This is a genomic window from Aeromonas sp. R7-1 (assembly GCF_040908115.1).
Classification (GTDB): Bacteria; Pseudomonadota; Gammaproteobacteria; order Enterobacterales; family Aeromonadaceae; genus Aeromonas; species Aeromonas caviae.
Map to the genome: position 1 here is coordinate 1 of NZ_JBFODD010000044.1, position 25,562 is coordinate 25,562.

Sequence of the window (25,562 nt, forward strand, 5' to 3'; positions counted from 1 at the left end):
GACGGACTGACGGACTGACGGACTGACGGACTGACGGACTGACGGACTGACGGACTGACGGACTGACGGACTGACGGACTGACGGACTGACGGACCGACGCGGCGCCTCGGCGGTCGCGGTGCAATGGCTGGTGGCCCCCTTGCCGGAATACCGGGTCTGGATACGTGGGCGGGATAAATACGGCACGGGCCATCTGCGGGGCTATCGAGGCGCGTTGACCCCGTTTTTTGCCCACGATCATCCCCACATCCATCTGTTTTTCAGATGGGTGATGACTCAATGTATCGCATCAGTGGATGGATTTGGCGGTAAAATGGTGCTGCCAGGAGGGCGAACCAAGGCATCGGGAGGCAAGAAGGCGGGCCGGGGGCGAGATGCCGCCCCTTGCCAGCAACGAAACGGGAGCCCTGGGGCTCCCGTTGTTGTAGGCGGCAGGTCGCGCCCTGCTGACGTCATGCTTCCCCTCAGGGGGTGGCATGGCGGGCGAGATCCGCCAGCAGGCCGTCCACCAGTTTGAGGCGCATGGCCCTGTCCTGGGTTGGCACCTGGAAGCGCAGCCGGGTCGGTCCGTCCATCTTGTAGATGCGCGGCTGCTCGGAGAGCAGCTTGACCAGATAGGCCGGGTTGACGCGGGTTTCCTGGGTAAAGTCCAGATAGCCACCGCGCTCGCTCATCTCCACCCGGCGGATGCCCAGCGCCGTGGCGCGCTGGCGGAAGGCGGCCAGCTCCATCAGCGTCTTGGTCGGCTCCGGCAAGAGGCCGAAGCGATCGATGAGCTCCACTTTGAGCTCCCGCAGCTCCTGCTCGTCGGCGGCACTGGCGATGCGCTTGTACATGGAGAGCCGCATGTTGACGTCCGGGATGTAGTCGTCCGGGAGCAAGGCGGGCAGACGCAGCTCCACCTCGGTGTGCTGGCTCATGAGCTGCTCGAGCGACGGCTCCTTGCCATGTTTGAGCGCCTCCACCGCCTGCTCCAGCATCTCCATATAGAGGGTGAAGCCCACCGATTCAATTTGGCCGCTCTGATCGTCGCCCAGCAGCTCGCCCGCGCCCCGGATCTCCAGATCGTGGGTGGCGAGCGCAAAGCCGGCGCCGAGATCTTCGAGGGACGCGATGGCCTCCAGCCGCTTGGCCGCATCCTTGGTCATCAGCTTGGGATGGGGGGTGAGCAGGTAGGCATAGGCCTGGTGGTGGGAGCGACCGACCCGGCCCCGCAGCTGGTGCAGCTGGGCCAGACCGAGATGATCCGCCCGGTCCATGATGATGGTGTTGGCGCTCGGCACGTCGATGCCGGTCTCGATGATGGTGGTGCACACCAGCAGGTTGAAGCGCTGGTGGTAGAAGTCCGACATCACCCGCTCGAGCTCCCGCTCGCGCATCTGGCCGTGGGCGATGCCGATGCGCGCCTCCGGCACCAGCTCGGCAAGATCGGCGGCGCACTTCTCGATGCTCTCCACGTCGTTGTGCAGGTAGTAGACCTGGCCGCCACGCTTCAATTCCCGCAGTACCGCCTCGCGCACCACCGCAGGTTCGTGCTGGCGCACGAAGGTCTTGATGGCGAGTCGCTTGGCGGGCGGGGTGGCGATGATGGAGAGATCCCGCATGCCGGACATCGCCATGTTGAGGGTGCGCGGAATGGGGGTCGCGGTGAGGGTGAGGATATCCACGTCGGCGCGCAGCGCCTTGATCTTCTCCTTCTGGCGCACCCCGAAGCGGTGCTCCTCGTCGACGATGAGCAGCCCCAGATCCTTGAAGGTGAGCTCGGCGCCGAGCAGCTTGTGGGTGCCGATGATGATGTCCACCTTGCCCTCGGCCATCTCCTTCATCACCGCGCTCTGCTCCTTGGCGGAGCGGAAGCGGCTCAGCACCTCCACCCGCACCGGCCAGTTGGCGAAGCGGTCGCGGAAGTTGTCGTAGTGCTGCTGGGCCAGGAGGGTGGTGGGCACCAGCACGGCCACCTGCTTGCCGCCGTGCACGGCCACAAAGGCCGCCCGCATCGCCACTTCGGTCTTGCCAAAGCCCACGTCGCCGCACACCAGGCGGTCCATGCTCTTGGCCTGACACATGTCGCCGAGCACAGCGTTGATGGCATTGAGCTGATCCTCGGTCTCCTCGAACGGGAAGCTCGCGGCAAACTGGCGGTAGGCCTCCCGGTCGTGCTTGAAGGCAAAACCGTGACGGGCTGCCCGCATGGCATAGACATCCAGCAGCTCGGCCGCCACGTCCCGCACCTTCTCCGCCGCCTTGCGCCGCGCCTTGACCCAGGCCTCGCCGCCGAGCTTGTGGCTGGGCGGGTTGTCCGAGCCGGTGTAGCGGCTGATCAAGTGCAAACTGGTGACCGGCACGAACAGCTTGTCGCCGCCGGCGTATTCCAGGGTCAGAAACTCGGTGGGCAGGCCGCCGGCATCGATGGTCTCGAGCCCCAGGTAGCGACCGACCCCGTGATCCAGGTGCACCACCGGCTGGCCCTGGGTCAGCTCGCCCAGGTTTCGGATCACCGCATCGGAGCTTAAGTTCTTGCTCTTGTCCCGCTGGCGCTTGCTGCGGATCTTGCCGCCGAGCAGCTCGGCTTCGGTGATGAGGGCAAGGGGCGTCTGGCCGGGCTCTTGCAGCAGGAAGCCCCGCTCCAGGGGGCAGACCAGCAGCCCGTGGCGCGCATCGCTCGAGAGGAAGGCATCAAGGGAGGCAAACTCCCGGGGTTGCAGGTTGATCCGTGCGAGCAGATCCCCGAGCCCCTCGCGCCGCCCCTCGGACTCCACCGCAAACAGGGTGCGCCCGGCAAAGCCTTGCAGGAAGCCGTCAAGGGCCAGCAGGGGTTGCTCCTTGCTGTGGTCGAGCTGCAGATCCGGCAGGGGGGCGAGGGGCAGATCGTACTGACCCGCTCCGCCGTCAACGGTCGCTTCCTGCAGCCGCACGGCGCCATAGTCCCCGAGGGCGGCGAAGAGCTGCTCCACCGGCAGATAGATCTGCTGGGGCGGCAGCAGGGGACGGGTGTTGTCCCAGCGCCTGTCTTCATAGCGCTGGCCGATGTCGTTCCAGAAGCGCTGGGCCGCGGGGTAGATCTCCCCCACGGTGAGCAGCAGGGTGTTGCCTGGCAGGTAGTCAAACAGGCTGGCGGTCTGGTTGAAGAAGAGCGGCAGGTAGTACTCGATGCCGGCGGGCCAGCGCCCCTTGCTCACCTCCTGATAGACGGAGCCCTCGGCCCGGGAGATCTCGAACTGTTCGCGATACTGGCCACGAAACAGCTCGATGGCCCCCTCGTCGGTGGGAAATTCCCGTGCGGGCAGGAGGCTCACCGATTTGACCGGCTCGCTGGAGCGCTGGGTCTCGGGGTCGAACGGGCGGATGGAGTCCACCTCGTCGTCGAAAAAATCGATGCGATAGGGGCGGCTGCTCCCCATGGGGAAGAGATCCAGCAGGGAGCCGCGGGCGGCGAATTCGCCATGCTCCAGCACCTGTTCCACCGCCACGTAGCCCGCCTCCGCCAGACGCCCGCGCAGCTGCTGCAGGTTGAGGCGCTGGCCGCTTGTAACCATCAGGCTGTATTTGTCGAGATAAGCCTGGGGCGCCGTGCGCAGCATCAGGGTGGAGATGGGCACGATGAGCACGCCGTGGCGCATCTGCGGCAACTGGTAGAGGGTCTCGAGGCGCTGGGAGATGATGTCCTGGTGGGGAGAGAAGCTGTCGTAGGGCAGGGTCTCCCAGTCCGGGAACAGCAGCACCGGGCAATCCTGATCCGCCAGCAGGAACCCCAGTTCCTGTTCAAGGCGCAGGGCGCTCGGGGTATCGGCGGTGACCAGCAGGACGGGTCTTCGGGCTTCCCGGGTGAGGCGGGCGGCAACCAGCGCCAGGCTGCTGCCGACCAGCTGGCCGAACGTTGTCTTCTGGCCCGCTTTGGCGGGCAAGGCGGGGAGGGTCATTGGCATCATCGGAGTCTTTTACTGTTGGCGTTCTTTTGACATGGACCTGGGTTAGCGCTGACGTTCCTGGGCTCGCAGCTTGAGCTGTTTCGACTGCACATGCAGGCTGGCGCGCACCAGCAGCTCCCGGTCATCCTCGCGGATGCGCACGTAGTCGAGCACCACATGGGTGCCGTGCTCTCCGGCGTCCCGCTGCACGACCTCGCCGTAGCAGTAGACGGCGGAGGCCTCTTCCCGCAGGAAGATCTTGAGCCGCACTATCTGGTGCAGGGCGGGGGCCTCCCCGTGCCCCTGGTGGGGGTGCAGGTAGGTGAGCTGCCCGGCGCCAAAGCGCAGGGTGTGGAAGCGGTGCTCGGGGTGATCCTGGGCCGCCAGCACATAGCCCATGATCATGTCGATCTTGCGGGACTGCTGGTTGATGATCTCCACCAGATCGTGCATGGACTCGTTCTGGCTGCGCAGCAGCCGGCTGCTCACCAGATCGATGGAGGTGATGGCGGAGGCGATGCGAAACGGCTCGGGCAACTCGGCCTCCAGGGCCTCCAGCGTCGGCAGACGAAAGTCGGCCGGCATGGGGATCACATTGACCGGCGTGGCATGGGTGACGCTGAAGAACTGTTCCTGCATGGAGGCTATCCCTTGTTGTCATAGACGGTTTCCCTTTATTATCCGGTATCTTATTTCGTTGGCAACGTAGATATCCTTGAAGACCGGACTTTTTCAGCCACTGTCGCTGGCCATCGGCCTGCGTTATGCAGGCTCGCGACGCAGTAACCGCTTCGTCTCCTTTATCTCCCTGTTCTCCACCTTTGGCATCGCCATCGGGGTCGCCGCCCTGATGGTGGTGATCTCGGTGATGAACGGGTTCGAAGGCCAGCTCAAGGGGCGCATCCTCGGAGTGATCCCCCATGTGGTGGTGACCAATCAGGCCGGACGCATCGAGGCCGAGCCCGAAGGTCTGCCCGATCTGGCCCGCCTGCCCCACGTGGTGGCCACGGCCCCCATGCTCGACAGCGAAGGCATGCTGCAAAGCCCGGGTCAGCTCACCGGCGTGAGCGTGCAGGGGATCGATCCCGCCCGCTGGCCCAAGGATGACATCCTGCACGCCCAGATGCTGGGTGGGCGCCTTGACAGCCTGCAGGCCGGTGAATACCACATCGTGCTGGGGCAGGGGGTGGCCAGCCGCCTCAAGGTCTCCATCGGCGACCAGGTGCGTCTCATCCTGACCGAAGGTACCCGCTTTACCCCCTTTGGCCGGGTGCCGGCCCAGCGTCTTTTCACCGTCTCCGGCATCTTCGGGGTCGGCGCCGACGTGGACAGCCAGGTGGCCCTGATTGCCCTGGGGGATGCCCAGCGCATGCTGCGCCTGCCCGCAGACAAGGTGGGCGGCATCCGCCTCTGGCTGGACGATCCCTTCGCCGCCGACGAGGTGGTGAAGACCGCGTTGCCGGACGGGCTGGAGTGGCAGGACTGGCGCCGCGAGCGCGGCGAGCTGTTCCAGGCGGTGGCCATGGAAAAACGGATGATGGGGCTGATGCTGGTGCTGATCATCGCGGTCGCCACCTTCAACATCCTCTCCGCCCTGGTGATGGTGGTCACCGACAAGGAAGGGGAGGTGGCCATCCTGCGTACCATGGGGATGAGCGAATCCGGCATCGTCAAGATCTTCATGGTGCTGGGGGCGTCGAGCGGCGTCATCGGCGCCCTGTTCGGGGGGCTGGCGGGGCTGGCGCTCTGCTTTGGCCTCAATCCTCTGCTCAATGCCCTTGGACTCAACCTCTATATGGCGGCGGGGGGCAGCGGTCTGCCGGTCATCGTCGAGCCGGCCCAGGTCATGACCATTTTGCTGGGCGCCGTGCTGCTCAGCTTCAGTGCCACCCTTTACCCGGCCTCCCGCGCGGCCCGGGTCAAACCGGCGGAGGCGCTGCGTTATGAATAATTCATCTTCTGTTGTTACTGGTGCAAGTGGAGCCCCCGTTATGAATCAATCCGTCTCCTGCGAGCCGCTGCTGCGCTGCCAGGCCCTCAATCATGTCTACAAAGAGGGCAATCTGGAGACCCAGGTACTCAAGGGGATCGAGCTGGACGTCGCCCCCGGGGAGATGCTGGCGGTGGTGGGGAGCTCGGGCTCCGGCAAGACCACCCTGCTGCACCTGATGGGGGCGCTGGACAACCCTTCCAGCGGCGCCGTGCTGTTCAAGGGGCAGGACATCCATGGCTGGGACAGTCGCACCCAGGCGAGGTTTCGCAACCAGGAGCTGGGTTTCGTTTACCAGTTCCACCACCTGCTCTCGGAATTCAGCGCGCTGGAAAATGCGGCCATGCCGCTGCTGATCGCCGGTGAGTCGGTGGCCAGCGCCACCGAGAAGGCGAGCAAGATGCTGGGGCGGGTGGGGCTCTCCCACCGTCTCAAACACAGACCGTCCGAGCTCTCCGGTGGCGAGCGCCAGCGGGTGGCCATCGCCCGTGCCCTGGTCAACGAACCCAGCCTGGTGCTGGCGGACGAACCCACCGGCAACCTGGATCATGCCAGCGCCACCGCCGTCTATGAGCTCTTGTGCGAGCTCAATCGCGAGCTTGGCACCGCGTTCGTGGTGGTGACCCATGACTTGAGCCTGGCCGCCAAGCTCCACCGCCGGGTCACCCTGGTGAGCGGCATCATGGCGGAGGTCGCCTGATGTTCAAGCCGCTGCCCCTGTTCCTGGGCCTGCGTTACAGCCGCTCCCGCCGCCGCAACGGCTTCATCGCCTTCATTTCGGCCTCCTCCCTCATCGGGATCGCCCTCGGGGTGATGGCCCTCATTCTTGGCCTCTCCGCCATGAACGGGTTCGAGCGGGAGCTCAAGAACCGGGTGCTCTCCGTGGTCCCCCACGGCGAGCTCATCGGCATGGAAGCGCCGCTGCCTGACTGGCCGAGGCTCAGGGACTACCTGCTGGCCCAGCCCGGGGTGGAGGCAGCTGCCCCCGTCATTCGCCTGGACGGCCTGTTGGAGCACGGCTCCTCCCTCAAGGGGGTCCAGCTGCGTGCGGTGCTGCCGGAGCTGGAAGCCAATCTCTCCGATGCGGGCAACTTCATGACGGGTCGGGGCCTTCGCGAGCTGCAGGCGGGTGAACACGGGGTCATCCTCGGCAAGATCATCGCCGACAAGCTGGGGGTCAAGACAGGGGACACCGTCACCCTGCTGCTGCCCCAGGCGGGGGATGCCGCCGGCATCAAGAACCCGAAACGGGAGGCGCTCACCGTGGTCGGGCTGCTCGAGATCGGCGGCCAGCTCGACGGCCTGCTCGGCTTCATGCACCTGGCGGACGCCCAGGCCATCACCGGCATGGGCAGCGCGGTGGAGGGGTTCAGCCTCAAGGTGAACGACGTGCTCAAGGCCCAGTCCATCACGGTGGCGGCGGCCCAGAAATTCCCGCACTACGTCTATATCAGTAGCTGGATGAGCCGTCAGGGTTATCTCTATCAGGACATCCAGATGGTGCGCACCGTGATGTACGTGGTGATGCTGATGGTGGTGGCGGTGGCCTGCTTCAACATCGTCTCTACTCTGGTGATGGCGGTGAATGAGAAGCGCAGCGAGATCGCCATCTTGAAGACCATGGGGGCGAGCCCGGGCCAGATCCGGCTTACCTTCGTCATCCAGGGGATGGTGAACGGGGTGGCGGGAGCCTTGCTAGGCGCCCTGCTGGGCGGCCTGCTCTCCAGCAAGCTGACCCAGATCCTGAGCGCCATCGAAGGGGTGATCGGGCACCGTTTCCTCAATCCCGACATCTACTTCATCGACTTCCTGCCGACCGAGCTGCACATGCAGGACTTGCTCATCGTGACCGGCGCCGCCATCCTGATGAGCCTGGTGGCGACCCTCTATCCCGCCTGGCGGGCGAGCGGCCTGGTGCCGTCCCGGGAGCTGGGGCATTGATACCCATGGATGTGATAACGGGCCCTGCGGGGCCCTTTTTATTGTCACTCTTTTGTGGGGAACCCCCCGACGTGGCGGTTATCGAGGCAATACGCAGGAGGAGATGATGCCCGGTGCCGTGTTGATGGCATCAATGGGCATTCAACTCATCGAGAGGCAGTGAAAAACTCCCCACGAAGACATCGATGAAGTAGCGCATGGCGGGGTTCATCCTGGCGTCCAGCATCTGCTCGAGGCGCTTTCGCGCGGGCTCGAACTCCCGGTTGCCGACGCTCAGCTCCTCCAGACACTTGGTGTAGGCGCAGAGGGTGTCTGCATCCTTCACCAGGCTGGTGAGGGCCTCGTCCTGGGCGCCGGAGTCGAGCAGGGGGCGAAAGTCCTCTACCAGCTCAGGCGGCAACATGCCCAGCAGGCGCTGCTCGGCGGCAAGCTCAATCTTCTTGTATTCGCGGGCGATTTCGGGATTGAAGTACTTGACCGGGGTGGGCAGATCCCCGGTCAGCACCTCGCTGCTGTCGTGGTAGAGGGCCATGACGGCGGCCCGGTCTGCATCCACCTGAGCGCCGAACAGGCGATTGCTGATAAGGCCGAGGGCGTGGGCCACCATGGCGACCTGCAGGCTGTGCTCGGCGATGTTTTCGGGCTGGATGTTGCGCATCAGGGGCCAGCGGTAGATGAGGCGCATACGGGCGAGGTTGGCAAAAAAATGGCTGGGCAGCATGGAAGACCTCGAATGGGGAAATGAAAAAGGGCAGACCCTAGTCTGCCCTTTTTTCCACCCGCAAGGATAGCCTGAGATGGGCCGTCAGCGGATGTAGCGGCCCGATTCGGCCTCGTGGTTGGTCACTATCATCTGGCCGATGGGGGCCAGGCTGATGAGGGCCAGCTTGAGGTGCTGGATGCCGAACGGGATGCCGACGATGGTGACGAAACAGGCCAGCGCCGAGGCGATGTGGCCGATGGCCAGCCAGACCCCGATGAGCACAAACCAGAGAATGTTGCCAATCAGCCCCAGGGCGCCGGTGCCGATGTCGCTCTGGCCCGTCATGCTCTTGCGGCTCACCGCCTGCTTGCCAAACGGGAAGAAGGTGAAGGTGCCGATGACGAAGCAGGCGCGTCCCCAGGGGATCCCGATGAGGGAGACGAAGCAGAGCAGCCCCGCCAGCCACCAGGCCAGCCCCATGAAGACGCCTCCCAGCACGAACCAGAGCAGATTGAACAAGAAGCGGAAAAAGGACATGTGGGTGACTCCAGCAGCACGTGAATTGGCTGTCACCATAGCGAGCCCTGCCGGGGGACGCAATGGCACAGGCGAGAAGGTGGACAATTTGGGTCGCAGCACGCCATTTTTGTGCCCGATTGGCGGCGGATGGCGATCAAAATGGCCCGTTCGCCGTGAAAAAGAGTGAGCCAGTGCAAATTATTGCGGATGGAATGCTTGAACTCGGTGCAAGGCTTCCCCATATAGGAGAAAGTCTTGCGCAAATTGTGCTGTCTGTGCCCCGGATGGGGGATGTGCGGCTCGACGCGACCACTGCACGCCGCTATAATGTCGCGTCATATTTTCTCATCACAAAGACAGTCGTTGTCTTTATAAACAGGAAGACTCCGGGCTTGCCCGGGGGCAATAAAGGGTCAGCACGCAGTGCTGAGTTGAACGAGGTAAAAGAATGCAAGTTTCTGTAGAGACAACCCAGGGTCTGGAACGCCGTCTTACCATCACTGTACCGGCCGCTACCGTTGACGCCGCCGTGCGCAAAGAATTGAATGGCCTGGCCAAAACCCGTCGCATCGACGGTTTCCGCCCTGGCAAGGCTCCGGTTGCCATCATCAAGAAGATGTTCGGTGCCATGGCTCACGCCCGCGTTGCCGATGAAATGATGCAGAACAACTTCATCAAGGCCATCATCGAGAACAAACTGAGCCCGGCTGGCGCCCCGACCATGGATCCGAAAGAGATCAAAGAAGGTCAGGATTTCGAATTCACCGCCACTTTCGAAGTGTATCCGGAGTTCGAAGTTGCCGGTCTGGAGAGCATCAAGGTCGAGAAGCCGGTTGCCACCGTGAAGGACAGCGACCTGGAAAACATGATCGACACCCTGCGCAAGCAGCACGCCACCTGGACTGAAGCCGCTGTGGCTGCCGCCAATGGCATGCGTGTGACCATGGACTTCGTCGGTTCCATCGACGGTGAAGAGTTCGACGGTGGCAAGGCTGAAGGCTTCACTCTGGAACTGGGCGCTGGCCGCATGATCCCGGGCTTCGAAGACGCCATCCTGGGCAAGAAAGCGGGCGACGAGTTCACCATCGAGGTGACTTTCCCGGCTGACTACCACGCCGAAGCCCTGAAGGGCAAGGCTGCCAAGTTTGCCTCCAAGCTGCACAAGGTTGAAGAGCAAGTGCTGCCCGAGCTGACCGAAGAGTTCGTCAAGCGTTTCGGCATCGAGAGCGGCAGCGTTGAAGAGCTGAAGGCTGAAGTGCGCAAGAACATGGAGCGCGAACTGGCCCAGGCCCTGAAAAACAGCGTGAAAGAGCAGGTACTGAACGGCCTGGTTGAAGCCAACCAGATCGATCTGCCGAAGGCTGCCGTTGCCCAGGAAATCGACACCCTGCGTCAGCAGGCTCTGCAGCGCTTCGGTGGCTTCCAGGGCGGCAACGCCCCCGAGCTGCCGGCCGAGCTGTTCCAGGCCCAGGCCGAGCGCCGTGTCCGCGTTGGTCTGCTGCTGGGTGACGTCATCCGCACCAACGAGATCAAGGCTGACGACGCCCGTGTGACCAGCATCATCGAGTCCATGGCCACTGCCTACGAAGATCCGAAAGAAGTGATCGAGTACTATCAGCAGAACGAGCAGATGCTGAACGGCGTGCGCAACCTGGCCATTGAAGATCAAGCCATCGATCTGATCCTGTCCAAGGCGCAAGTCACCGAGAAAGAAGTTGCCTTCGACGAAGTGATCAACAAGTCCGGTGCCGCTGCCTAAGAACATTTGACTTAAGGTCAAAACTGTTAAGTATAATGGCTCGTGTGATCTCCACTCGGGCCATTTTATTTTAGGGACAATGCCTTATGTACAAGAACTATAACGATGTGACTGAATCCCCACGCAATGCGCTCATCCCGATGGTGGTAGAGCAAACCGCGAAAGGGGAGCGTTCCTACGACATCTATTCCCGTCTGCTGAAAGAGCGGGTGATCTTCCTGACCGGTCAGGTCGAGGATCACATGGCGAACCTGGTGGTGGCCCAACTGCTGTTCCTGGAGTCCGAGAACCCGGATCAGGACATCAGCATCTACATCAACTCGCCGGGTGGCGCCGTCACTGCGGGTATGTCCATCTATGACACCATGCAGTTCATCAAGCCGGACGTGAGCACCGTCTGCATGGGGCAGGCCTGCTCCATGGGGGCCTTCCTGCTGGCCGGTGGCGCCAAAGGCAAGCGTTTCTGCCTGCCCAATGCCCGAGTGATGATCCACCAGCCGCTGGGCGGCTTCCAGGGGCAGGCTTCTGACATCCAGATCCATGCCCAGGAGATCCTGAAAATCAAGAATACCCTGAACGATCGTCTGGCGTTCCATACCGGTCAGGACATGGCCACCATCGAGCGCGACACCGACCGTGACAACTTCATGTCCGCCGAACAGGCCGTTGCCTATGGTCTGGTTGACGGCATCCTGAGCCAGCGCGGCTGAGCAGGGTACCCCGTCCTGTTGTAAACTCAACAGGACGATCCATCCTCTATTGATAAAACGAGGTCGCTGAATGACAGAGAAACGCAAGGGTGAGGGCGACAAGCTGCTGTATTGCTCTTTCTGCGGCAAAAGCCAGCATGAAGTGCGCAAGCTGATCGCTGGCCCTTCCGTCTACGTATGTGATGAGTGTGTCGAGCTGTGCAACGACATCATCCGCGAGGAGATCCGCGAGATCTCTCCCAAGCGCGATGGTAACGAGCTGCCGACCCCTCATGAAATCCGCGCCCATCTGGACGACTACGTGATCGGTCAGGAGTACGCCAAGAAGGTTCTGGCAGTGGCTGTCTACAACCACTACAAGCGTCTTCGCAGCGGCAGCGAGTCCGGTGGCGTGGAGCTCGGCAAATCCAACATCCTGCTGATTGGCCCCACCGGCAGCGGCAAGACCCTGCTGGCCGAGACCCTGGCTCGTCTGCTGGATGTGCCCTTCACCATGGCCGATGCCACCACCCTGACCGAAGCCGGTTACGTGGGCGAGGACGTGGAGAACATCATCCAGAAGTTGCTGCAAAAGTGCGACTACGATGTGGAGAAGGCCCAGCGCGGTATCGTCTACATCGACGAGATCGACAAGATCTCCCGCAAGTCGGACAACCCCTCCATCACCCGCGACGTCTCCGGGGAAGGGGTGCAGCAGGCCCTGCTGAAACTGATCGAAGGCACCATCGCCTCCGTGCCGCCCCAGGGCGGTCGCAAGCACCCGCAGCAGGAGTTTTTGCAGGTCGACACCTCCAAGATCCTCTTCATCTGTGGTGGTGCCTTCGCGGGGCTGGACAAGGTGATCGAGCAGCGCTCCGTCAAGGGCACCGGCATCGGTTTTGGCGCCGAGGTGAAATCCAAGAATGCCAAGGCAACCCTGAGCGAGAATTTTGCCAAGGTGGAGCCGGAAGATCTCATCAAGTACGGTCTCATCCCCGAGTTCATCGGTCGTCTGCCGGTGGTCGCGACCCTGACCGAGCTTGACGAGGCTGCCCTCATCCAGATCCTGAAAGAGCCGAAAAACGCGCTGACCAAGCAGTATGCCGCGCTGTTTGCCCTGGAAGAGGTGGAGCTGGAGTTTCGTGACGACGCGCTCAATGCCATTGCACGCAAGGCCATGGAGCGTAAAACCGGTGCCCGGGGTCTGCGTTCCATTGTCGAGGCCGTGCTGCTAGACACCATGTATGACCTGCCCTCCCTGAAAGGGGTCAGCAAGGTGGTGATCGACGAGACGGTGATCAAGGGAGACTCCGCGCCCCTGATGATCTACGACAATCCCGAGACTCAGGCCGCAGCCTCAGAGTAACTGTCTGATTTTTAATCACATAAAGGGGCTTTTTGCCCCTTTCATGCTTTTTACGGCCAAGGCGATTGAATCTCATCTTTGCGCCCCCATATACTCAGCCAAGCCTTTGCCAACGGTATAACAAGCCGAGAGGACATATATGAACCTAGAGCGTTCAGAACGCATCGAGATTCCCGTCCTGCCTCTTCGTGACGTGGTGGTCTATCCCCACATGGTCATTCCACTCTTTGTGGGGCGGGAAAAATCCATTCGCTGTCTGGAAGCGGCCATGGAGCAGGACAAGAAAGTCCTGCTGGTGGCCCAGAAGGATGCGTCGACTGACGAACCGACGGTGGAGGAAATTTTCTCCGTCGGGACAGTGGCCAATATTCTGCAGATGCTCAAGCTGCCGGACGGCACCGTCAAGGTGCTGGTGGAGGGGGGCCAGCGTGCCCGCCTTGAGCGGATGATCGACGATCGCGACTTCTTTGTCGGGGAGGCCCAGTACATCGCGTCCGCCCCCATCGAGGAGAAGGATCAGGACGTGCTGGTGCGCTCTGCCATCGGCCAGTTCGAAGGTTACATCAAACTCAACAAGAAGATCCCGCCCGAGGTACTCACCTCGATTTCGGCGATCGACGATGCGGCGCGCCTGGCCGATACCATGGCTGCCCACATGCCGCTCAAGCTTGAAGACAAGCAGAAGGTGCTGGAAATCGCCTCCGTGTCCGAGCGCATCGAGTTTCTGATGGCCATGATGGAGTCGGAGATCGACCTGTTGCAGGTCGAGAAGCGCATCCGCTCCCGGGTCAAGAAGCAGATGGAGAAGAGCCAGCGGGAGTATTACCTCAACGAGCAGATGAAGGCCATCCAGAAAGAGCTGGGTGAGCTGGAAGACAGCCCGGATGAATTCGAAGCCCTCAATCGCAAGATTGAAGAGGCCGGGATGCCGGAGGATGCCCGCGAGAAGGCCCAGGCCGAGCTCGCCAAGCTCAAGATGATGTCACCCATGTCGGCGGAAGCCACCGTGGTGCGCAGCTATGTGGACTGGATGGTGCAGGTGCCCTGGAAGACCCGCTCCAAGGTCAAGAAAGACCTGGGCAAGGCCCAGGAGGTGCTGGATGCGGATCACTATGGCCTGGACAAGGTCAAGGATCGCATCCTCGAATACCTGGCGGTGCAGGCGCGTGTGAACAAGCTCAAGGGCCCCATCCTCTGCCTGGTCGGGCCTCCCGGGGTGGGCAAGACCTCCCTGGGCCAGTCCATCGCCAAGGCCACCGGCCGCAAGTATGTGCGCATGGCCCTCGGTGGGGTGCGTGACGAGGCGGAGATCCGTGGTCACCGTCGTACCTACATCGGCTCCATGCCCGGCAAGCTCATCCAGAAGATGGCGAAAGTCGGCGTGAAGAACCCCCTGTTCCTGCTCGACGAAATCGACAAGATGAGCTCGGACATGCGTGGCGATCCCGCTTCCGCCCTGCTGGAGGTGCTGGATCCCGAGCAGAACAGCAGCTTCAACGATCACTATCTGGAAGTGGATTATGACCTGTCGGACGTGATGTTCGTGGCCACCTCCAACTCCATGAATATCCCAGGTCCGCTGCTGGACCGGATGGAAGTGATCCGTCTGTCCGGTTACACCGAGGACGAGAAGCTCAACATTGCCAAGCAGCACCTGGTGGCCAAGCAGATCCAGCGCAACGGCCTGAAGCCTTCCGAGATCACCATCGAGGATTCGGCGCTGATCGGGGTGATCCGCTACTACACCCGCGAGGCGGGTGTGCGCAGCCTGGAGCGTGAAATCTCCAAAATCTGTCGCAAGGCAGTCAAACGCATCCTGCTGGACAAGAGCATCAAGCATGTTCAGGTCAACCAGGAGAACCTCAAGGAGTTCCTGGGGGTACAGCGCTTTGACTATGGCAAGGCCACCGACCAGAACCAGATTGGCCAGGTGTGCGGGCTGGCGTGGACCGAAGTGGGGGGCGATCTGCTCACCATCGAGACCACTAACATGCCGGGCAAGGGCAAGCTCACTTACACCGGTTCCCTCGGTGACGTAATGCAGGAGTCCATCCAGGCGGCCATGACAGTGGTGCGGGCCCGTGCCGAGAAGCTGCGTATCAACGGCGACTTCTACGAGAAGCGCGACATTCACGTGCACGTGCCGGAAGGGGCGACCCCGAAAGACGGCCCGAGCGCCGGTATCGCCATGTGTACCGCCCTGGTTTCCAGCCTCACCGGCAACCCGGTGCGTGCCGACGTGGCCATGACGGGTGAAATCACCCTGCGTGGCGAGGTGCTGCCCATCGGTGGTCTCAAGGAGAAACTGCTGGCGGCCCACCGTGGTGGCATCAAGCGTGTGCTGATCCCGAAAGAGAACGAACGTGACCTCGAGGAGATCCCGGCCAACGTCAAACAAGATCTTGAAATCTATCCGGTTCGCTGGATTGATGAGGTGCTTGCACTGGCGTTGCAGGACAATCCGCAAGGTTTCGAACGCGTTTCTGTCGTGTAAATGTTGATGCGCCGCAAATTTGGCGCATTCGGGGGGTGGTTAAGGCTTGCATGCACCGGACAACGGAAGTAGCCTTGACCACCGATCGGGTACTCATGATGAGTCGCAATGCGTGATGTGGCGCGGGTTTGCGCCAGATTGTCACTTGCAACTGATCAGGAGGCTTGTTATAAAACCTCCACTTGTTGTGGCCAGGGAAATCAGCGCCGCAGCGATGTTCGATAAAAGGGGAATATAAGAGTGAATAAATCTCAACTGATTGACAAGATTGCAGACGGTGCTGATATCTCCAAAGCTGCCGCTGGCCGTGCGCTGGATGCCTTCATCGATGCCGTGGGCGAAGCCCTGAAAGAGGGTGACCAGGTTGCTCTGGTTGGTTTCGGTACTTTCGCCGTTCGCGAGCGTGCAGCCCGTTCCGGCCGCAACCCGCAAACTGGTGCGACTATCGAAATCGCTGCCGGTAAAGTTCCTGCCTTCAAAGCCGGCAAGGCCCTGAAAGACGCGGTCAACTAAGCCGGTCGCTGATATCTATCGGCACCGTCCTTGGTCTCTGACCAGACAAGTGAGAGGGCTCTCCCTCATACTGCTTGACCAAGGCGCATCGCAATCGGTGCGCCTTTTCATTATTTACGCCCATCGAGTTCGGGAGCATAAGTACAAACATGATGTTGGATAAACTACGCGAAGGGGCGCAGGGCAAGGTAGCCAAGGTTATCTTGGGCCTGATCATCCTCTCCTTTGCCTTGGCCGGGGTAGGCAGCTACCTCAATGGCCCGGCACGTACCGCCCCCGCCACCGTCAACGGCAATGACATCAGTGCCCCCGCACTGGAGAATGCCTACCGCAATGAGCGGGCCCGCATGGAATCCCAAATGGGTGAGGCCTTCAACCAGCTGGCCGCCAATCCCGATTACATGAAACAGTTCCGCCGTGGCGTGCTGGACCGTCTGATCGATCAGGCGCTGATCGATGACAAGGCCCGCTCCCTGGGTCTGCGCGTCAGCGATGAGCAGATCAAGCAGGCCATCGTCGCCATGCCCGAGTTTGCCGAGAACGGCAAGTTCAGCAATGACCGCTACCTGCAGCTCATTCGCCGTGCCGGCATGACCCCCGAGATGTTCCGCGACTTCCTGCGCCAGGACATGGTGCGCCAGCAATTGATGGGCGCCGTGCTGGGATCGGAGTTCGCCCTCAAGGGTGAAGCCGAGCAACTGGATCGCCTCTACAACCAGACCCGTGACCTGCGCCTGATCCGTCTGGCCGCTTCCGCCTATGTGGACGGGATCGAGGTGAGCGATGCCGAGGTAGAGCAGTTCTACAAGGCCAACAGCGCTCGATTCATGAACGACGAGACGGTCAAGGTCGACTATCTGCTGCTCGATGCCGCGAACCTTGGCAAGAACATCAAGGTCACCGAGCAGGATGCCCAGGATTACTACGACCAGCATCAGGATCTGTTCCAGCGTCCCGAGCGCCGTCAGGTGGCGCACATCCTGATCCCGTTTGGCAAGGATGAAAAGGCCGCCGAGCAGAAAGCCGAGGCCGTGCTGGCCAAGGCCAAGGCAGGTGACGATTTCGCCGCGCTTGCCAAGGCCGACTCCTCCGATACCTTCTCTGCGAAGAAGGGCGGGGAGCTCGACTGGTTCGAGAAAGGGGTGATGGATCCTGCCTTCGAGAAAGCCGCGTTCGCGCTGGCCAAGGCCGGCGATCTCTCCGCCGTGGTGAAGAGCCCGTTCGGCTTCCACATCATCAAGCTGCTGGGCGTCGAGCCTGCCAAGACCAAGCCCTTCGTGGACGTGATGAGCGATACCATCGCCCGTCTGCAGTCTGAGAAGGCCAAGGAGCAGTTCTTTGCCGAACAGCAGAAGATGGCCGACAGCAGCTTCGAGAACCCGGACTCCCTGGACTTGACCGCCGAAGCCATGGGCCTCCAGGTGCAGTCCACCGGCTATTTCAGCCAAGCCGATGCGCCGGCACCGCTCAATGATCCCAAGGTGCTCTCCGTGGCGTTCTCCGAACAGCTGCGCGATGACAATACCAACTCCGACGTGATCGAGCTGGCCGACGGCAAGGCCCTGGTGCTGCACATCATGGGTCACCAGCCGAAGGCGGCCAAGCCGCTTGCCGAGGTGAAAGAGCAGGTGATCACCGCCATCAAGCACGACAAGGCCAGTGAAGTGGCCCGTGGCAAGGCCCAGGGTCTGCTGGACAAGCTCAAGGCCGGTGAGAACGTTCAGGCCGACCTGACCGCGCTGGGTCTGAAAGTGGATACCCATACCGGCGTATCCCGTTTCGCCCAGGAGATGGACCAGAACCTGGTGACCCAGGCGTTCCGCATGCCCCATCCGACCGATGGCAAGCCGAGCGTCGAGCTGGTGACCGAAGCCAACGGTGATCGTGTGGTGGTGGCGCTGGACAAGGTCAACGTCATCAAGGAGCCGTCCCAGATGGTGAGCCTGCTGCAAGGTCAGCTGGGTCAGGGCAAGGCACAGGCCGACTACAAGTCGCTGATCGACGAGCTGCGCAAGGCGGCCAAGATCGAATACTTCACCGACGTGGAAGCCACTGTCGAGTAAGTCAGCCTCACGGCCCCAAGTGTGAAAACGGCTCCATGATGGAGCCGTTTTTTTTTGTGCCATCGACAGCCCGGCAGAGCGGGCGGGCGCAGGAGGGAAGGGCCAGGCACGGGCTTGTGCTGCCTATCCTAGCTGGGGATGAGCGGGACAGGTGTATGACAGCGCGCTGTACTCTTGCTCTCCCTATCCCCAATCCTTCTCTTGCTGTGGGGCGTGATCAAGGAGGCATAAAAAAACCGGCGCACGAGGCGCCGGTTCTGATCGCTTTGCTTGAAAGCGGAGGATTACACCACACCCTGGGTGCGCAGGTAATCCTCGTAGGTGCCGCCGAAGTCGCGGATGCCGTCTTCGGTCAGTTCCAGGATGCGGGTCGCCAGGGAGGAGACGAACTCGCGGTCGTGGGAGACGAAGATCAAGGTGCCCTTGTACATCTCCAGCGCCAGGTTCAAGGATTCGATGGATTCCATGTCCAGGTGGTTGGTCGGTTCGTCCATGATCAGGATGTTGGGGCGCTGCATCATCAGCTTGCCGAACAGCATGCGGCCCTGTTCACCACCGGAAAGCACCTTGACCGGCTTCTTGATGTCGTCCTGGGAGAAGAGCAGACGACCCAGCACGGAGCGCACCGCCTGCTCGTCTTCGTTCTCCTGCTTCCATTGGGCCATCCAGTCGAACACATTGAGATCGGTGTCGAAATCTTCGGCGTGATCCTGGGCGTAGTAGCCGATTTGGGCGTTCTCGGACCACTTGATGGTGCCGGTATCCGGTGCCAGGGCACCGACCAGCGTCTTGATCAAGGTGGACTTACCGATCCCGTTGGTCCCCAGGATGGCGACCTTCTCGCCCACTTCCAGCATCATGTTGAGCCCCTTGAACAGGGGACCGTCGCCATAACCCTTGGAGACGCCTTCGATCTCCAGGATGTTGCGGTAGAGCTTCTTGTCCTGCTCGAAGCGGATGAAGGGGTTCTGACGGCTGGATACCTTCACTTCCTCAATCTTGATCTTGTCGATCTGCTTGAGGCGGGAGGTAGCCTGGCTGGACTTGGAGGCGTTGGCGCTGAAGCGGGAGACGAAGGATTGCAGATCGGCGATCTGGGCCTTCTTCTTGGCGTTGTCGGCCAGCAGGCGCTCGCGGGCCTGGGTGGCAGCCAGCATGTACTCGTCGTAGTTGCCCGGGTAGACCCGCAGCTCGCCGTAGTCCAGATCCGCCATGTGGGTGCAGACGGAGTTCAGGAAGTGACGGTCGTGAGAGATGATGATCATGGTGCTTTCACGATCGTTGAGCACCTGCTCCAGCCAGCGAATGGTGTTGATGTCCAGGTTGTTGGTCGGTTCGTCCAGCAACAGGATGTCGGGGTTGGAGAAGAGCGCCTGCGCCAGCAGTACCCGCAGTTTCCAGCCCGGGGCCACTTCGCTCATCGGGCCGTTGTGCTGCTCGATGGGAATACCGGCACCCAGCAGCAGTTCGCCTGCGCGGGATTCGGCGGTGTAGCCATCATATTCGGCGACCAGGCCTTCCAGCTCGGCGGCCTTCATGTAGTCGTCGTCGGTGGCTTCCAGGTTGGCGTAGATGGCATCGCGTTCGGCGATGGCGGCCCACAGCTCGGTGTGGCCCATCATGACCACGTCCAGTACGCGCATCTCTTCGTAGGCGAACTGATCCTGGCGCAGCTTACCGATGCGCTCGTTGACATCCAGGCTCACATTGCCGCCGGTGGGTTCGAGATCGCCGCCGAGGATCTTCATGAAGGTGGACTTGCCACAGCCGTTGGCACCGATGAGGCCGTAGCGGTTGCCGCCGCCAAACTTGACGCTGATGTTCTCAAACAGCGGCTTGGCGCCGAACTGCATGGTGATGTTGTTGCTTGAAAGCACTGGAATGTCCCGGTTGGTCTGTCAAATGGCGCGCATTATGGCACAGATCCCCCGAAAGTTTTAGCAGGAACTGTGATCTGGCCCCATTGCAGGGGGGAAGGTTTCACGACCAGGCCGGCAACGGGCTCCGGCCTCTCTTGCAGAGGGGAGGCGAGGGGGCGGTCATGAAAAAAGCCGGCACTGGGCCGGCTTGGATGTGTGGGATGCCACTTAGTGGGCGGAGGCGCCGGAGGCACCGAGCCCGGTCTGGGAGCGGACGAACTGCGGGAAGAACTTGGCATGCTCGTCGGAGGCTGCCTGGGACTTGTCGGTGACCGAGAAGAACCAGATCCCGATGAAGGCCAGCCCCATGGAGAAGAGCGCCGGGTATTCGTAGGGGAAGATGGCCTGGGCATGACCCAGCACCTTCACCCAGACGGTGGGGCCCAGGATCATCAGGGTCACGGCGCTGATGAGACCGAGCCAGCCGCCATAGACGGCGCCACGGGTGGTCAGGCGGGACCAGAACATGGAGAGGAAGAGCACCGGGAAGTTGCAGCTCGCCGCAATGGAGAACGCCAGGCCCACCATGAAGGCGATGTTCTGCTTCTCGAACAGGATGCCAAGGCCGATGGCGACCACACCCAGCACCAGGGTGGTCATCTTGGAGACGCGCAGCTCGTCGGCCTCGTTGGCCTTGCCTTCCTTGATGACGCAGGCATAGAGGTCGTGAGAGACCGCGGAGGCCCCCGCCAGGGTCAGCCCGGCCACGACCGCCAGTATGGTGGCAAACGCCACGGCGGAGATGAAGCCCAGGAACAGGCTGCCGCCCACCGCATCGGCCAGATGGACCGCCGCCATGTTGGTGCCCCCCAGCAGGGCGCCGGTGGCGTCCTTGAAGTCCGGGTTGGTGCTGACCAGCAGGATGGCGCCAAAGCCGATGATGAAGGTGAGGATGTAGAAGTAGCCGATGAAGCCGGTGGCGTAGAACACCGATTTACGGGCTTCCTTGGCATCGCTCACGGTGAAGAAGCGCATCAGGATGTGGGGCAGACCGGCGGTACCGAACATCAGGGCCAGCCCAAGGGAGATGGCGGAGATGGGGTCGGCGACCAGGCCGCCCGGGCTCATGATGGCCGCACCATTGGCATGCACCTTGACCGCTTCGCTGAACAGGGTCCCGACGTCGAAGTTGACGGACTTCATCACCATGATGGCCATGAAGGAGGCACCGGAGAGCAGCATCACCGCCTTGATGATCTGTACCCAGGTGGTGGCCAGCATGCCGCCGAACAGCACGTAGAGCACCATCAGGATGCCGACCAGCACCACGGCCACATGGTATTGGAGGCCGAACAGCAGCTCGATGAGCTTGCCGGCACCGACCATCTGGGCGATGAGGTAGAGGGCGACCACCACCAGGGAGCCGCTGGCGGAGAGGCTGCGCACCGAGGTCTGCTTGAGGCGGTAGGAGGCCACGTCGGCAAAGGTGTACTTGCCGAGGTTGCGCAGCCGCTCCGCGATCAGGAACAGGATGATGGGCCAGCCCACCAGGAAGCCGATGGAGTAGATGAGACCGTCATAGCCCGAGGTATAGACCAGGGCGGAGATGCCGAGGAAGGAGGCGGCGGACATGTAGTCACCGGCGATGGCCAGACCGTTCTGGAAGCCGGTGATGCGCCCACCGGCGGCGTAGTAGTCGGAAGCCGAGCGGTTGCGCTTGGAGGCCCAGTAGGTGATGAACAGGGTGGCGGCCACGAAGACCACGAACATCACGATGGCCGAGATATTGAGGGGTTGGCGTTGCACCTCGCCGCTGATGGCGTCGGCCGCCAGCAAGGGGGTGGAGATCAGACCTGCCAGCGGCAGCAGAAACTTGCCTTTCATGATTGCGCTCCCTTGAGGATCTTCTGGTTCAGTTCGTCGAACTCGCCGTTGGCACGAAATACGTAGATACCGGTCAGCACGAAGGCCGATACGATGAGGCCAATCCCGACCGGGATGCCACGGGTGATGCTGGATCCTTCGCTCAAGGGGGTGCCAAGCCAGCCAGGTGCAAAGGCGATGAGCAGGATGAACGCCAGGTAGAGCCCCAGCATCAGGATGGAGAGGGTCCAGGCAAAACGCTGGCGTTTGGCGACCAGTGCCTGGAAGTTGGGATCTTGCTGGATCCGAAGATACGGTTGCTGTTCCATTGCAGTTCTCCATGACAGTGAATGTCAGCGGTGGATGAGGGGTTCCCTACCGGACAGCACGGCTGTCCATGTAAGCAAAATGTGAATTAAATGTTATTTCTGAACAATTAGACTTTGGGATAAGCCAGCGGGCCGCCCTGATGCAGGCGTACAAAGACAAGGGCGGCGGTGACGGCATCGCTCAGGGCGTCGTGGGGGGGCAGGGCTGGCAGCGCCAGATGGCGACAGATCGCGGCCAGGTGCAGATCGATGGCGGCATCGGGATAGCGGCGATAGAGGTGATCGTGATAGAGGCGGCTCACCTCGATGCCGCGCTGGGGCAGGGTGAGCCCCCACAGCCGTTGGCAGGCGAGGTTGAGAATGCGCAGGTCATAGGCGATGTGATACCCCACCAGCTCACGGGGGCCGATGAACTCCAGCAGCGCGCGCAGCGCGGGCTCCAGTGCCATTCCCTGTTGCAGATCCTGATGGCGCAGGCCGTGGATCACCACGGACCCGGCGCTCAGGCTGGCGGGAGCCTGGACTCGGATGGCAAGGGCATCGCCCGTCTCTATCCGGTTGCCCCGGATACGCACCGCCCCGATGGAGACGATCTCCGCCAGCGCCGGATCCAGGCTGGTGGTCTCGAAGTCCAGCGCCACCCACTCGTCGCCAGCAGGGCGGGCAAAGAGCGGGGCAAACTCCCCCTCCCGAAACGTCCTGCCAAGCCAGCGGCGGCGCCAGTGCATCCACATCGCTATTGCCTAAGACGAAAGTGCAAGGTGAGCCATTGCTGGAACTTCTTCACCTGGTGCAGGGCATGGCGCAGCAGATCCCGCTCTGCGGGGCCGAGGTCTGCCACCCGCACCCGTCCGTCTCCCTCCTGCAACTGGCTGCGCAGCCGAAGCCGCATGAACAGCCGGAAGGCCTCCGCCAGATTGGTGCCATAGTCCCGGCTGAGGCGTCCCTGGCCCACCAGGGCCTCGATGCGTCCTGTGGTCGAGGTCTCCAGGATCCCCGCCTCCAGGGAGAGTACCCGGACGCCGTGGACCAGAGGGAAGAGGCCGCCCCGCTTGAGATCCAGCCCCTCCGGGGCTTGCTCCAGCCTGCCAAAGAGGGTGAGGGGGGCGTGAAAGGCGACGGCGGCCCTTGCCATCTCCGCCAGCAGATCCGGCCGGTCGGCGAGGCAGGCCCGCAGGTGGCGGGCGACGGGGGCGAGCCGGGCGCGATCTCCCGTGATGGCCTGGGCATCTGCCAGGGTGGCGAGCCAGAGCAGATCCGCTTCGCTGGCGCGCACACAGGCCTGCTCTATCCCTTGCAGCCAGCCGCCAAGCGGCTTCACCCAGGCCGGGTTGTTGACCATCACCCTGCCCGGGCAAGGGGGATAACCCAGGCGCGCCAGCAGGGCGCTGAAGGCGGCCAGATCCGCCGACTGGGTGGGCCACGGCAGGCCATCCGGCAGGATCAGGGCATTGTCCTGATCGGTTTTCTGGATCTGTTCGCCACGCCCCTCCGACCCCAGCATCAGCAGGCACACCTGCTCTTGCTGCGCCGCGGGGATCACCAGGGAAAAGGCCTTGGCGATCAACTGCTCGTTGATGGTGGCGATGAGCTTCATCAGGAACAGGGTGTGGATCCCCTGGGCAAACAGGGAGCGAATGAGCTGCTGCTGCTCCCGGGCGACCGCCTCGAGGGCGGCCGGGGAGTCGGCGCGGGCGATGCGCAGGGTCAACACATGGGAGTGGGTGGAGAAGAGCCCGAGCACCTGGGTCAGATGCAGGATGCCTGCCACCTCCTGCCCCTGCCAGATGACCAGGCGCTTGATGCGGTGGCGGGTCATCAGCAGCAGGGCATCGAACAGATAGCTCCCCAGTGGCAGACCCGTCAGCGGGGTGGGGGTCAGCACCGCCAGCGGCGCACTGAGCGGCAATCCCTTGAGGGTGAGGGCGTGGAGCAGGGTCTTGCGGGTGGCCAGGCTCAGGCTGCCGTCTGCTCCGGGATAGAGCAGGCAGTCGGTGCCCCTGGCCACCATGGCCTCGGTGGCGGCCAGGAGCGAGAGGCTGCTCTCCACGATGAGCGGCGCCTGCAGATGGTCGGGAGCGATACGGGTCAGGATGAACTCCGCCAGGTTCTGCTGTCCGAGCTGACTGCGCCGCTCCTGCTCCCGCTGGCGTTCCGCCAGGGTGGCGGTGAAGTAGCGGGCGATATGGGGGTGCTCGTCGCACAGGGCCAGAAAGACGGGGCGGGGAATGAGCTGGCAGAGGGTATCTTCCAGGGCGGCGAAACGGTGGCGGCAGTGCCCGTCAAACTGGGCACGGACGTCGAACATGTCCCCCTCGCCATAGTCGCCAAAGGATTGATGGGGGGCAGACTCTTCCACGGCCCCCTTGATGATGAGGTAGAGCCCGGCGGGCTCCTCCCCGGCGTGCTGCACCGTCTGGCCCGCGCGAAAGTAGCAGATGCTGAGGTGCTGACCGAGCCGCTGGCGTGCCTCCTCGTCCAGGCCGTCGAACGGTGGACGGGCAAAATTGAACAGAAGTGACATGACAGGCTCCACCGTGACCATGGGGCCAGTCTGACAAAGGCTCCACCACCGGGCCAGCCGACTTTAGTCGCAGGCCTGGGGCAGCCTCCCTGTACCTGCCCATAACACTCTGGTAACGTTGTGGTATGACCAGTTGAATCAAAGGACGAAGACGGAGATGGAAAAGCCAAGGGTCAAATGGGTGTTTCAGGAGGGGATCGCCGAGGTGGTGCTCTGCCGGGGGGACAAGCTCAACGCGCTGGATCGGGCCATGTTCGACGCCATCGACGAGACGCTGAGCGCGGTATCCCGGCAAAAAGGGTTGCGGGCCGTGATCCTGCACGGGGAGGGGCGGGCGTTCTGCGCCGGGCTGGATGTGAAATCCATGCTGAGGCAGCCGGTGGCGGCGCTGGAGATCCTCAAGCGCGAGGCGGACGAGGCGACCAACCTGGCCCAGCGGGTGGCCTATGGCTGGCATCAACTGCCGGTGCCCGTGATTGCGGTGACCCAGGGGGTCTGTTTTGGCGGCGGTCTGCAGATAGCGCTCGGCGCCGATTTTCGCTTCAGCACCCCGGATTGCCGCTTCTCGGTGATGGAGATCAAGTGGGGCATCATCCCCGACATGAGCGGCAGCGTCACCCTGCGCAACCTGATGGGGATGGATACCGCCATGGAGCTTGCCATGAGCGGGCGCGAGCTGGAAGCCAGCGAAGCCAAGTCCCTCGGCCTGGTGAGCCGGGTGTGCGCGGATCCCCTGGAAGAGGCGCGGGCCTTTGCCCGGACTCTCATCACCAAGTCGCCGGATGCACTGGCGGGGATCAAGCAGCTCTACACCCAGGCCTGGGCTCGCAGTGACGAGACAATGCTCAAGGAAGAGACCCGGTTGCAGAGGCAGATCCTGGGGCGCCCCAACCAGTGGCGGGCGACCCTCAACAGCCTGTTTCGCTGGCGCCTGCCGTTCGGACCCCGCCGCAACGCGCTCTGAAGCGGCGCTCACTCTCAAGAGAGCACAAATAAAAATGGCAGCCTAGGCTGCCATTTTGTTATCTGTTTAGGGGTCAA

The 25,562-nt window shown here is 62.4% G+C and carries 19 protein-coding genes; 10 read left to right on the top strand and 9 right to left on the bottom strand.

Features of this window, described 5'->3' with window-relative positions; genetic code table 11:
- Positions 1-465: 465 nt before the first annotated feature.
- Together mfd and AB5Y51_RS11480 are read right to left on the bottom strand one after the other, a co-directional pair.
- The gene (mfd, locus tag AB5Y51_RS11475) at positions 466-3,930 is read right to left on the bottom strand and encodes a transcription-repair coupling factor (RefSeq protein ID WP_368178467.1); all 3,465 of its coding nucleotides are present in this window, start codon (positions 3,928-3,930) and stop codon (positions 466-468) included.
- A gap of 42 nt (positions 3,931-3,972) precedes the next feature.
- On the bottom strand, positions 3,973-4,548 hold the full coding sequence (locus tag AB5Y51_RS11480) for a PilZ domain-containing protein (protein ID WP_042863798.1): 576 nt from the start codon (positions 4,546-4,548) through the stop codon (positions 3,973-3,975).
- 76 nt (positions 4,549-4,624) lie between these two features.
- Between AB5Y51_RS11480 and AB5Y51_RS11485 the strand changes: the two genes are divergently transcribed.
- Genes AB5Y51_RS11485 through lolE form a run of 3 tightly spaced genes read left to right on the top strand, consistent with a single transcriptional unit; the run spans position 4,625 to position 7,840 of the window.
- Positions 4,625-5,860, top strand: coding sequence for a lipoprotein-releasing ABC transporter permease subunit (locus AB5Y51_RS11485; RefSeq protein WP_010674566.1), 1,236 nt, complete (start codon positions 4,625-4,627; stop codon positions 5,858-5,860).
- Positions 5,861-5,900: 40 nt separating this feature from the next.
- The gene (gene lolD / locus AB5Y51_RS11490; RefSeq protein WP_368178468.1) at positions 5,901-6,599 is read left to right on the top strand and encodes a lipoprotein-releasing ABC transporter ATP-binding protein LolD; all 699 of its coding nucleotides are present in this window, start codon (positions 5,901-5,903) and stop codon (positions 6,597-6,599) included.
- Positions 6,599-7,840 (top strand): lipoprotein-releasing ABC transporter permease subunit LolE, encoded by a 1,242-nt coding sequence (lolE, locus tag AB5Y51_RS11495; RefSeq protein WP_324033076.1) that lies wholly within the window; start codon positions 6,599-6,601, stop codon positions 7,838-7,840. The genes lolD and lolE overlap by 1 nt, the downstream gene beginning before the upstream one ends.
- A gap of 130 nt (positions 7,841-7,970) precedes the next feature.
- Here lolE and yfbR read toward each other — a convergent pair whose 3' ends face one another.
- The gene (gene yfbR / locus AB5Y51_RS11500) at positions 7,971-8,561 is read right to left on the bottom strand and encodes a 5'-deoxynucleotidase (protein WP_010674569.1); all 591 of its coding nucleotides are present in this window, start codon (positions 8,559-8,561) and stop codon (positions 7,971-7,973) included.
- Between the two features lie 84 nt (positions 8,562-8,645).
- Positions 8,646-9,080 (bottom strand): YccF domain-containing protein, encoded by a 435-nt coding sequence (locus AB5Y51_RS11505; protein WP_039039046.1) that lies wholly within the window; start codon positions 9,078-9,080, stop codon positions 8,646-8,648.
- Positions 9,081-9,510: 430 nt separating this feature from the next.
- Between AB5Y51_RS11505 and tig the strand changes: the two genes are divergently transcribed.
- The 6 genes from tig to ppiD all read left to right on the top strand — a co-directional run bounded on the left by tig (position 9,511) and on the right by ppiD (position 17,946).
- Positions 9,511-10,821, top strand: a complete 1,311-nt coding sequence (gene tig / locus AB5Y51_RS11510) for a trigger factor (RefSeq protein ID WP_010674572.1) — start codon at positions 9,511-9,513, stop codon at positions 10,819-10,821.
- 86 nt (positions 10,822-10,907) lie between these two features.
- Positions 10,908-11,531 carry an ATP-dependent Clp endopeptidase proteolytic subunit ClpP gene (clpP, locus tag AB5Y51_RS11515; protein WP_005324106.1) on the top strand — a complete coding sequence of 208 codons (624 nt, stop codon included), beginning with the start codon at positions 10,908-10,910 and terminating at the stop codon, positions 11,529-11,531.
- A gap of 70 nt (positions 11,532-11,601) precedes the next feature.
- Entirely contained in the window at positions 11,602-12,876 is a 1,275-nt protein-coding gene (gene clpX / locus AB5Y51_RS11520) for an ATP-dependent protease ATP-binding subunit ClpX (RefSeq protein WP_368178469.1), read from the top strand.
- A 139-nt stretch (positions 12,877-13,015) separates the two neighbouring features.
- Positions 13,016-15,370 (top strand): endopeptidase La, encoded by a 2,355-nt coding sequence (lon, locus tag AB5Y51_RS11525; protein ID WP_041215258.1) that lies wholly within the window; start codon positions 13,016-13,018, stop codon positions 15,368-15,370.
- A 240-nt stretch (positions 15,371-15,610) separates the two neighbouring features.
- Positions 15,611-15,883: a nucleoid-associated protein HU-beta gene (hupB, locus tag AB5Y51_RS11530; protein WP_005315375.1), complete on the top strand. Its 273-nt coding sequence runs from the start codon at positions 15,611-15,613 to the stop codon at positions 15,881-15,883.
- 149 nt (positions 15,884-16,032) lie between these two features.
- The gene (ppiD, locus tag AB5Y51_RS11535) at positions 16,033-17,946 is read left to right on the top strand and encodes a peptidylprolyl isomerase (protein ID WP_368178470.1); all 1,914 of its coding nucleotides are present in this window, start codon (positions 16,033-16,035) and stop codon (positions 17,944-17,946) included.
- Between the two features lie 284 nt (positions 17,947-18,230).
- Here ppiD and AB5Y51_RS11540 read toward each other — a convergent pair whose 3' ends face one another.
- The 5 genes from AB5Y51_RS11540 to AB5Y51_RS11560 form a co-directional block, all read right to left on the bottom strand.
- Positions 18,231-19,823, bottom strand: coding sequence for an ABC-F family ATPase (locus tag AB5Y51_RS11540; protein ID WP_010674576.1), 1,593 nt, complete (start codon positions 19,821-19,823; stop codon positions 18,231-18,233).
- Between the two features lie 210 nt (positions 19,824-20,033).
- Complete coding sequence (locus AB5Y51_RS11545) at positions 20,034-21,689, bottom strand: cation acetate symporter (RefSeq protein ID WP_039039048.1); 1,656 nt, start codon at positions 21,687-21,689, stop codon at positions 20,034-20,036.
- A complete protein-coding gene (locus tag AB5Y51_RS11550) occupies positions 21,686-21,997 on the bottom strand; it encodes a DUF485 domain-containing protein (protein WP_039039049.1) in 312 nt (103 codons plus the stop codon). The genes AB5Y51_RS11545 and AB5Y51_RS11550 overlap by 4 nt, the downstream gene beginning before the upstream one ends.
- A gap of 107 nt (positions 21,998-22,104) precedes the next feature.
- Positions 22,105-22,731: a 3'-5' exonuclease gene (locus AB5Y51_RS11555; protein WP_029314461.1), complete on the bottom strand. Its 627-nt coding sequence runs from the start codon at positions 22,729-22,731 to the stop codon at positions 22,105-22,107.
- 2 nt (positions 22,732-22,733) lie between these two features.
- Complete coding sequence (locus tag AB5Y51_RS11560) at positions 22,734-24,521, bottom strand: putative nucleotidyltransferase substrate binding domain-containing protein (protein ID WP_368178471.1); 1,788 nt, start codon at positions 24,519-24,521, stop codon at positions 22,734-22,736.
- Positions 24,522-24,678: 157 nt separating this feature from the next.
- Between AB5Y51_RS11560 and AB5Y51_RS11565 the strand changes: the two genes are divergently transcribed.
- Positions 24,679-25,485 carry a crotonase/enoyl-CoA hydratase family protein gene (locus tag AB5Y51_RS11565; RefSeq protein WP_368178472.1) on the top strand — a complete coding sequence of 269 codons (807 nt, stop codon included), beginning with the start codon at positions 24,679-24,681 and terminating at the stop codon, positions 25,483-25,485.
- Positions 25,486-25,562 lie beyond the last annotated feature (77 nt).

Coding starts and splice junctions, on each gene's coding strand:
- AB5Y51_RS11550 (WP_039039049.1), bottom strand. CDS start 21,997: ATGGAACAGCAACCGTATCTTCGGATCCAGCAAGATCCCAACTTCCAG.
- lon (WP_041215258.1), top strand. CDS start 13,016: ATGAACCTAGAGCGTTCAGAACGCATCGAGATTCCCGTCCTGCCTCTT.
- mfd (WP_368178467.1), bottom strand. CDS start 3,930: ATGATGCCAATGACCCTCCCCGCCTTGCCCGCCAAAGCGGGCCAGAAG.
- AB5Y51_RS11505 (WP_039039046.1), bottom strand. CDS start 9,080: ATGTCCTTTTTCCGCTTCTTGTTCAATCTGCTCTGGTTCGTGCTGGGA.
- AB5Y51_RS11480 (WP_042863798.1), bottom strand. CDS start 4,548: ATGCAGGAACAGTTCTTCAGCGTCACCCATGCCACGCCGGTCAATGTG.
- AB5Y51_RS11545 (WP_039039048.1), bottom strand. CDS start 21,689: ATGAAAGGCAAGTTTCTGCTGCCGCTGGCAGGTCTGATCTCCACCCCC.
- clpX (WP_368178469.1), top strand. CDS start 11,602: ATGACAGAGAAACGCAAGGGTGAGGGCGACAAGCTGCTGTATTGCTCT.
- AB5Y51_RS11565 (WP_368178472.1), top strand. CDS start 24,679: ATGGAAAAGCCAAGGGTCAAATGGGTGTTTCAGGAGGGGATCGCCGAG.
- ppiD (WP_368178470.1), top strand. CDS start 16,033: ATGATGTTGGATAAACTACGCGAAGGGGCGCAGGGCAAGGTAGCCAAG.
- lolE (WP_324033076.1), top strand. CDS start 6,599: ATGTTCAAGCCGCTGCCCCTGTTCCTGGGCCTGCGTTACAGCCGCTCC.
- lolD (WP_368178468.1), top strand. CDS start 5,901: ATGAATCAATCCGTCTCCTGCGAGCCGCTGCTGCGCTGCCAGGCCCTC.
- yfbR (WP_010674569.1), bottom strand. CDS start 8,561: ATGCTGCCCAGCCATTTTTTTGCCAACCTCGCCCGTATGCGCCTCATC.
- tig (WP_010674572.1), top strand. CDS start 9,511: ATGCAAGTTTCTGTAGAGACAACCCAGGGTCTGGAACGCCGTCTTACC.
- AB5Y51_RS11560 (WP_368178471.1), bottom strand. CDS start 24,521: ATGTCACTTCTGTTCAATTTTGCCCGTCCACCGTTCGACGGCCTGGAC.
- AB5Y51_RS11555 (WP_029314461.1), bottom strand. CDS start 22,731: ATGTGGATGCACTGGCGCCGCCGCTGGCTTGGCAGGACGTTTCGGGAG.
- clpP (WP_005324106.1), top strand. CDS start 10,908: ATGTACAAGAACTATAACGATGTGACTGAATCCCCACGCAATGCGCTC.